Here is a 7,171-nt window from a genome sequence, read left to right on the forward strand (position 1 = left end):
CAGTCTATATCGATGTGAACGTGCTCGGGTGTTCGTTCGGCGCCGGGCTGGGTGGTGACGTCCTCGTCGCGCTGGGCGGTGGCAGTGGGTCGAGCGCGCTGGTGTCGTCGTCGCTGGCGGCGCGGATGCGGGCGGCCGGCTGCCTGCCGCGGCTGTAGGACCTGCGCCGATGGTCTCGCCGTGGTAGGCGGGACCATCGGGCTGCCGCACTGGCGGGATCGCGATCGCGTACCGTGATCGGCGTTGTCAGCACTGATGGCCGACGGATTGAGGTGCATCGTGGGCGGATCCGAGCACGCCGCGCGGCTCGTACGTTTCTGGCAGACCGTGGAGTTGTTCGGTCCGCATCGTGTTCCCGACGTCGGCGCGTTACCCGACGACGGGATTGTCATCGAGCCGACGGCGGATGATCTCGCGCCGTGGGAGGACCTGGCCGCACTGCCCGCGTTGCAGCCGGGGCGGGTGTGGCAGTTCGTGGTGTACGGCGGCTTGTTCCGGGTGGGGCGTGCACGCGAGGCGCTGGTTCGGGCGTTCGGCGAGGATCAGCTCGAAGCCGACGCGCGGCGGGCCGGTACGACAGCCGCTTTCGCGGTGACGGTGACCGACGACGGGGTGGTGGTCGCGGGTTCGGCGACATTGTCGGGGCTGGCCTGGGCGGTGAATCGACTGCGCTCGCCCGGTCCGGCGGACAGTGGCTGGGCCGAGGGGTTCGACCATGATTCGGCGGCTTTCACCGCCGCCTTCGATACTTTGACGCGAGAGGCCGCGGCTGCCGACATCGTGCACGCGTCACCACGCTGGCGGGCATTCGATGTGGCGGGCCGTGGTGTCGGGGCTTCGCTCGTCGCGGCGGGGGCGGACGGGGTCATCTCCCCCGGGCTCGCCGGGATGTCCGCGCTGGCGTTCGCCGAACGGCTCCTGCCTCAGGACACGGAGGAACAGCCCGAAGCGCCCAGCCTCACCGGTCGTGATCTGCATGCTTTCACCGGCGAACTGTGTGCGGCGCTCGGGATTCGGTCGGAGCTGCGCGCGGGTGGGATTCGCGTCGCGTGTGTCCAGGTCGCGGCGCGCGACGCGGACAGCATCGCCACCGAGGATCGGTTGAACAGTGGTCTCGGCGAGGATCTCGCCGCGCTGGCAGTGGCCGTGGGACGCGGCGATATCGGTGCGGCGCTGCAGGATTACCTCGCGGCCACCGAGACATTGCCGGTCGACGAGCGGATCAATGTCCGGCAGCGCCAGGATGTGGTCGTCGAAGGACTACTCCCCCACCTGGTTCCGGATGGACGGTGGCCGGGCGACCCGCTGGTGTCGGGTCAGCAGTTCGCGGTCGATCGGGCGATGGCCGGATTACGGGACGGCTCAGGGATTTTCGCGGTGCACGGTGCGCCCGGTACGGGCACGACGACGATGCTGCGTGATCTGCTGGCGGGGATCATCGTCGAACGCGCCGCGCAGCTGGCGACATTCGACGATCCCTTGGAGGTGTTCACCGGGATCACCGAGCAGGTGCAGGTCGCGAAGAACTACACGGTGGGCGCGCATCGGCTGGCGCACAACGTCACTGGATATGAGGTGGTGCTGACGACGGGTAGCGAGGAAGCCGCGGCCGACGTCGTCACCGAGATCCAGCGTCGCGAGGCGGTCGATTGCGAGGTGAACCACTTCACCGAACTGGCCGATCTCGTCGGTGACGAGCCTGCTTGGGGCTTGGTCGCAGCGGCGATGGGCGACGAGCGCCGGACCTTCGGCGAGCGGTTCTGGTTCGGCGAGCGGTTCGCCGGTGAGCGCATGTCCGGTTCGACCGCGGGAGGCATGCTCGACATTCTCAAACACGCTGAGGCAGATTCGGATTCGCTGCCAGACTGGTCGACTGCGGTGCGGGACTTCGCCGGTCGTCGAGCGGAGGTGCGCAGGCTCGCGCAGGAGCGTCAGGATGTCGCCGACGCGGTCGCTGATCTGCCGACCATGAACGAGCGTCTGCACTCGATGGCGGCGGAGATCGCGAATGCCGATACCGCACACGCGCATTGGCGGGAACGGCATCAGCTGGCTACCGAGCATCTGCGGGGCGCGCAGGCGACCCAGCATCGGGTCGGCAAGCTGCTGAGCGAGCACGGTGGACAGAAGCCGGGGTTTCTGGCGTCGCTGTCGACCGGGTTCCGGGCCGGACGGCGGTGGAGTGCCAGGAGTAATGAGCTGCTGCGCGAGCGGCATATCGCCGAATCGGAGATGCGGCGGCGGCAGACCGAGGTCGAGTACACACGTGGGGAATGGGCGGCGGCGGCCGAGCACGGGCGAAGGCTCATTCGTGATCATCTCGAGCTGACGACCCGGCGCGAGGCCGCGCTGGAGATCATCGAACGGGCGCGCGAGAACTGGTCGGACACTATCCCTTTCGGCGATGCCGCCGGTGACGACGAGCAGTTCCAGCTGTGTAATCCGTGGGCTGACGAGCAGTACGCAGGCGCCCGGCGTGAGCTGTTCCTGTCCGCGTTGCGGTTGCATCGGGCGTTCCTGCTCAATGCCGGGGCGCGGGTGCGCGACAACCTGATCGTCGCCATCGCGCTGATCCGGGGCGAGCTGGCCGAGGAGCCGAAGCCGGAGACCGTGGTGGCCGCGTGGCAGACGCTGTTCCTCGCGGTGCCGCTGGTCGCGACGACGTTCACCGCCGCGCCGCGGTTGTTCGCCGGGCTCGGGCGGGAGGCGCTGGGCTGGCTGTTCGTCGACGATGCGGGGCAGGCCGCGCCGCAGTCGGTGGCGGGTGGGCTCTGGCGGGCTCGGCGGGCGGTGATCGTGGGCGATCATCGTCAGCTGGGGCCGGTGGGGACGCTGCCGACGTCGGCGCAGGAGGCGCTGGTGCGGCAGTACGGGCTTGATGCGGAGTGGATGCCGGACCTGGCTTCGGCGCGCCGGGCCGCCGATCGTGGTGCGCGGTTCGGGACGTGGTTGACGCCGGCCGATCAGGCCGAGCCGGTGTGGGTCGGGGCGCCGCTGCGGGTGCATCGGCGTAGTGACCTGCCGATTTTCGAGTTGACGCATCGCATCGCCTATGACGATGACCTGCTGGTCTTCGGTACGCCGGAACGGCCGGAGTTTCCCGGGCAGAATCGGTGGATCGATGTCAGATCGGTGCGGGCCGAAGGTAATTGGATTCCCGGTGAGGGTGAGGCGCTTGCCGGGCTGCTCACCCAGCTGACCGCGGACGGCGTTGTTCCGGAAGACATTCGGGTCGTCAGTCCGTTCCGCGATGTCGCGCGGGGTGCGCGGGCGGTCGCGCGCGAAGTTCTCGGGGCGGAGTTCGCCACCCACCATGTGGGGACTGTTCATGCGATGCACGGGAATTCGGCCGAGGTGGTGGTGCTGATCCTCGGTACCTCCCCAGCGGCGGGTGGGTCACGACGCTGGGCGGCGACGAATCCGAATGTACTCAACGCGGCGGTGTCGCGGGCGCGGCGGCGGGTCTATGTGATCGGCAACTACCGATTGTGGAGCAGCCAGCGGTATTTCGAGGATCTCGCCGCGGTGTGGACCGTGCAGGATGAGTCGGTGGGTCAGGCCGTCAGCCGGTAGAAGCGCCAGAATCCGAACTCCTCGATCGGGACGACGTCGACGGCGGCGAAGCCTGCCTTGGCGGCGTAGTCGGCCAGCTTCGCGGTGCGCATGACCGTGCCGGTGCCCGTCGAACCGGGGTGTGCCATGCCGTCGGGCAGGCAGATCAGCAGGCTGAAGCCGTACATGAGGCGGTCGATGTCGCTGGCCGGTGCGGTGAATTCCGGCGCGACGGCTTCGTCCATCACGATCGCCGCGCCGCCAGGACGCAGGGACTTGCGCACCGAGGTCAGTACTTCGACCGGATGCGGCATGTCGTGCAGGCATTCGAAGGCGAAGACCGCGTCGTAGGTGGATTCGGGGAGGTCCGTCGCCGCGTCGGCGTGCTGGAAGCTGACTCGGTCGCCGAGGTCGCGGGCGTTGTCGCGGTCCATCTCGACCGAGGGCTGGTCGATGTCGTAGCCGTCGACCGTCAGAGCCGGGTAGGCGCGGGCGAGTGCGATCGACGACCAGCCGCCGCCGGAACCGACATCGGCGACGCGGGCGCCGGGGCGGGACAGGATCGCGTGTACGTCCTCGACGCGGGCGAGGTCGGTGGCCAGGCGGCGTTCGAACCAGGGGCGGTTCATGTCGGACTGTGATTCGCGCAGTTCGGCGCCGTATTCGGACCAGCCGACGCCGCCGCCGTCACGGTAGGCGCGCACCAGTGCGGGCAGTTGGACGGCGGCACCGGCGAGCATTCGGGCCAGTGGCGCAAGGTAATTGAGGCTGTTCGAGTCGGTCAGTACCTCCGCGGCGCCGGCGGGGAGTGCGAACCGGCCGTCGTCGCCGACGGACAGCATGCCGGTCGCGGCCTGCTGCTCCAGCCACTCCTGGGCGTACCGGAGATCGCCGCCTGCCCGCTCGGTCAGCTCGACCGCGTCGGCGGGGCCGCCATCGGCCAATGCCCGATACCAGCCGAGTCGATCGCCGAGATGCACCGCCAGGAGGTCGATGGTGCCGCGCGCCGCACCGAACAACCGGTCGGCGAACTGCTCGCTGGTCTGCTCCACTGCGCTCACTGCCGGTCCTTTCGTGGTGCCGATCCGTTGCCACGAACTACGCAACGACGAGTCGAAGGGTTCATCCGGAACCGGTCAACGATTCGGTCACCGGCCTATCCGTTGCGGGTCCGTTGCGGGCCCCGGCGAATACGGGCTCGATGACAACAACGACGGGATCGGTTGCGAAACCAGCTGACGCTGCTAGTGCGTCAGCTGATCTCCTACGGCGAATCGAACAGCAGGGTGCCGGGATCCACGTCGGTGCCGATGGCGTCGCTGGTGATCGAGTCCTTCGGGGAGTCCATCACGACGATGGGGCAGATCGGGGAGTTGCCGGTGGCGGCGATTTCGGTGGGGTCGAAGGTGACGATCGGGGCGCCCGCGACGACTTCGGCGCCTTCGGCGGCCAGGAGTCCGAAGCCTTCGCCCTTGAGCTTGACCGTGTCGATGCCCAGGTGGACGAGGACACCGACACCGCCGCCCAGGATGACGAAGGCGTGGGGGTGCAGTTTCAGGATCTTGCCCGCGATAGGTGCGGTGACCGTGAGGGTGCCGCGGGTGCGGTCGGGGTCGATCGCCACGCCCGCGCCGACGATCTGACCGGCGAAGACCGGGTCGGGGACGTCGGCGAGGGCGACGACCTTGCCTGCCAGCGGCGCGAGGACAGCCACGCTCACGACTGCACCTCGCTGGCGCTCGGCTCCGTCGCGCGCGTCCGCGCGCTGTGTCCATGGTTCGCTCGCTGACGCTCCCTCACAGCATGTCCTCGATGTCCTCGGCGAGGGAGTCCGCCGAGGGGCCGACGATGACCTGCACGGCGTTGCCCATCTTGACGACGCCGTGCGCGCCCGCGGCCTTGAGCGCGGCCTCGTCGACCAAGCTGGCGTCCTTCACCTCGGTGCGCAACCGGGTGATGCAGCCTTCGATCTCGACGATGTTGTCGGCGCCGCCCAGACCCTTGACGATCGCTTCCGCTGTGGACATGTGTTCTCCTTTTCCGCGGTGGTTGCCGGTTCCAGTATGAGAGCCTCGAATGTGCGCCACGTCATATTTCGCGGTTGACATCCGGTAGCCACCTGGTCAAACTTACAACTGGTTATGACCGGACAGTACCCGTCAGGGCGACCGGTTCACAACAGTTAACCCGGACAGGCTCGTAAGTCCGTCCGGCTCGCCGAGACCGCCGGCAAACCCGGCACGAAGAAGGTCGACATGACTGCCGCTACCGACAGCCCCAAGCAAGAATCGAAGGTGTTCGCGGGATTGCAGCGCCTGGGTCGCAGCCTCATGCTGCCGATCGCGGTGCTCCCCGCGGCGGGCATCCTGCTGCGCATCGGCCAGGACGATCTACTCGGCCGGTTCTCCGCACTGGAGAGCACGGCGGCGGTCATCTCGGCGGCCGGGCAGGCCGTGTTCACCTGGCTGCCGCTGATCTTCGCCGTCGGCATCGCGATCGGCTGGGCCAAGAAGGCCGACGGGTCGACGGCGCTGGCCGCGGTGGTCGGCTACATGGTCATCGACGGCGTGTTCAAGGCGATGTCGCCGACCGTGCTGGCGGGCAAGACCGATCCGAAGGGCGCGCAGGCGCTGATCAACTACGGCGTCCTCGGCGGCATCGTGATGGGTCTGCTGTCGGCGATCCTGTGGCAGCGGTTCTACCGGACGAAACTGCCCGATTTCCTGGGCTTCTTCAACGGCAGGCGGCTGGTGCCGATCCTGACCGCGGTCACCGGTCTGGTCGTCGGCGTCGGCATGTCGTTCATCTATCCGGCGTTCAACTCCGGGCTCACCTGGGTGGGTGAGACGGTCGCCGACAACACCGTCCTCGGTGGCGGCATCTACGGCGCGGCCAACCGCCTGCTCATCCCGATGGGCCTGCACCACATCCTGAACTCGACCGTGTGGTTCCTCGTCGGCGACTACACCGACGCCTCCGGCCAGCTCGTGCGCGGTGACCTCAACCGGTTCTTCGCCGGCGACCCGACCGCGGGCACCTTCATGACCGGCTTCTTCCCGATCATGATGTTCGCGCTGCCCGCCGCCGCGCTGGCGATCTGGCGCAATGCGCGGCCGTCGCAAAAGAAGCTGGTCGGCGGCATCATGCTCTCCACCGGTCTGACCGCGTTCGTCACCGGTATCACCGAGCCGCTGGAGTTCTCGTTCATGTTCGTGGCGTGGCCGCTGTATGTGGTGCACGCGATTCTGACGGGCACGTCGATGGCGCTGGTCAACGCGCTGGGCATCCATGACGGGTTCACGTTCTCGGCGGGCGCGATCGACTATCTGCTGAACTTCGGCAAGGCGACCGACGCGTGGCTGCTGATCCCGATCGGGCTCGGGTACGCGGTGATCTACTACGTGCTCTTCAGTTTCGTGATCAAGAAGTGGAACCTGCGGACGCCGGGGCGCGAAGCCGAGACCGATGCCGAGGCCGGGGGGGGGCGCCCCGCCCCGGCGGGGGGCCCCCGCCCCCCGCCCACCCCCCCCACCCCGCTGAGACGGCCACTCCCCCGCCGCCCCCCCCTCACCCCCCCGCCCCCCCCCCCCCCTCGCCCGCGCGCACGGCGTCACCCCTG

At 68.6% G+C, this 7,171-nt stretch carries 5 protein-coding genes; 2 read left to right on the forward strand and 3 right to left on the reverse strand.

Features of this window, described 5'->3' with window-relative positions:
- Positions 1-279: 279 nt before the first annotated feature.
- On the forward strand, positions 280-3,573 hold the full coding sequence (locus tag ACFWPJ_RS19880; protein ID WP_378853377.1) for a DEAD/DEAH box helicase: 3,294 nt from the start codon (positions 280-282) through the stop codon (positions 3,571-3,573).
- Here the strand turns inward: ACFWPJ_RS19880 and ACFWPJ_RS19885 are convergent.
- The 3 genes from ACFWPJ_RS19885 to ACFWPJ_RS19895 all read right to left on the reverse strand — a co-directional run bounded on the left by ACFWPJ_RS19885 (position 3,555) and on the right by ACFWPJ_RS19895 (position 5,579).
- On the reverse strand, positions 3,555-4,613 hold the full coding sequence (locus ACFWPJ_RS19885; RefSeq protein WP_378853379.1) for a class I SAM-dependent methyltransferase: 1,059 nt from the start codon (positions 4,611-4,613) through the stop codon (positions 3,555-3,557). The genes ACFWPJ_RS19880 and ACFWPJ_RS19885 overlap by 19 nt on opposite strands.
- A 203-nt stretch (positions 4,614-4,816) precedes the next feature.
- On the reverse strand, positions 4,817-5,272 hold the full coding sequence (locus ACFWPJ_RS19890) for a PTS glucose transporter subunit IIA (RefSeq protein WP_378853381.1): 456 nt from the start codon (positions 5,270-5,272) through the stop codon (positions 4,817-4,819).
- A 76-nt stretch (positions 5,273-5,348) separates the two neighbouring features.
- Positions 5,349-5,579, reverse strand: a complete 231-nt coding sequence (locus tag ACFWPJ_RS19895) for a glucose PTS transporter subunit EIIB (RefSeq protein ID WP_378853383.1) — start codon at positions 5,577-5,579, stop codon at positions 5,349-5,351.
- 228 nt (positions 5,580-5,807) lie between these two features.
- Here ACFWPJ_RS19895 and ACFWPJ_RS19900 point away from each other — a divergent pair.
- Positions 5,808-7,171, forward strand: a 1,364-nt coding sequence (locus ACFWPJ_RS19900) for a PTS transporter subunit EIIC (RefSeq protein WP_378853384.1), incomplete at its 3' end; no start/stop codon positions are given.

The organism is Nocardia sp. NPDC058497 (assembly GCF_042720195.1).
In the GTDB taxonomy this organism is placed as follows: Bacteria; Actinomycetota; Actinomycetes; order Mycobacteriales; family Mycobacteriaceae; genus Nocardia.

Excerpts from the sequence above, each read along its gene's own strand:
- ACFWPJ_RS19895 (WP_378853383.1), bottom strand. The coding sequence starts at position 5,579 with ATGTCCACAGCGGAAGCGATCGTCAAGGGTCTGGGCGGCGCCGACAAC.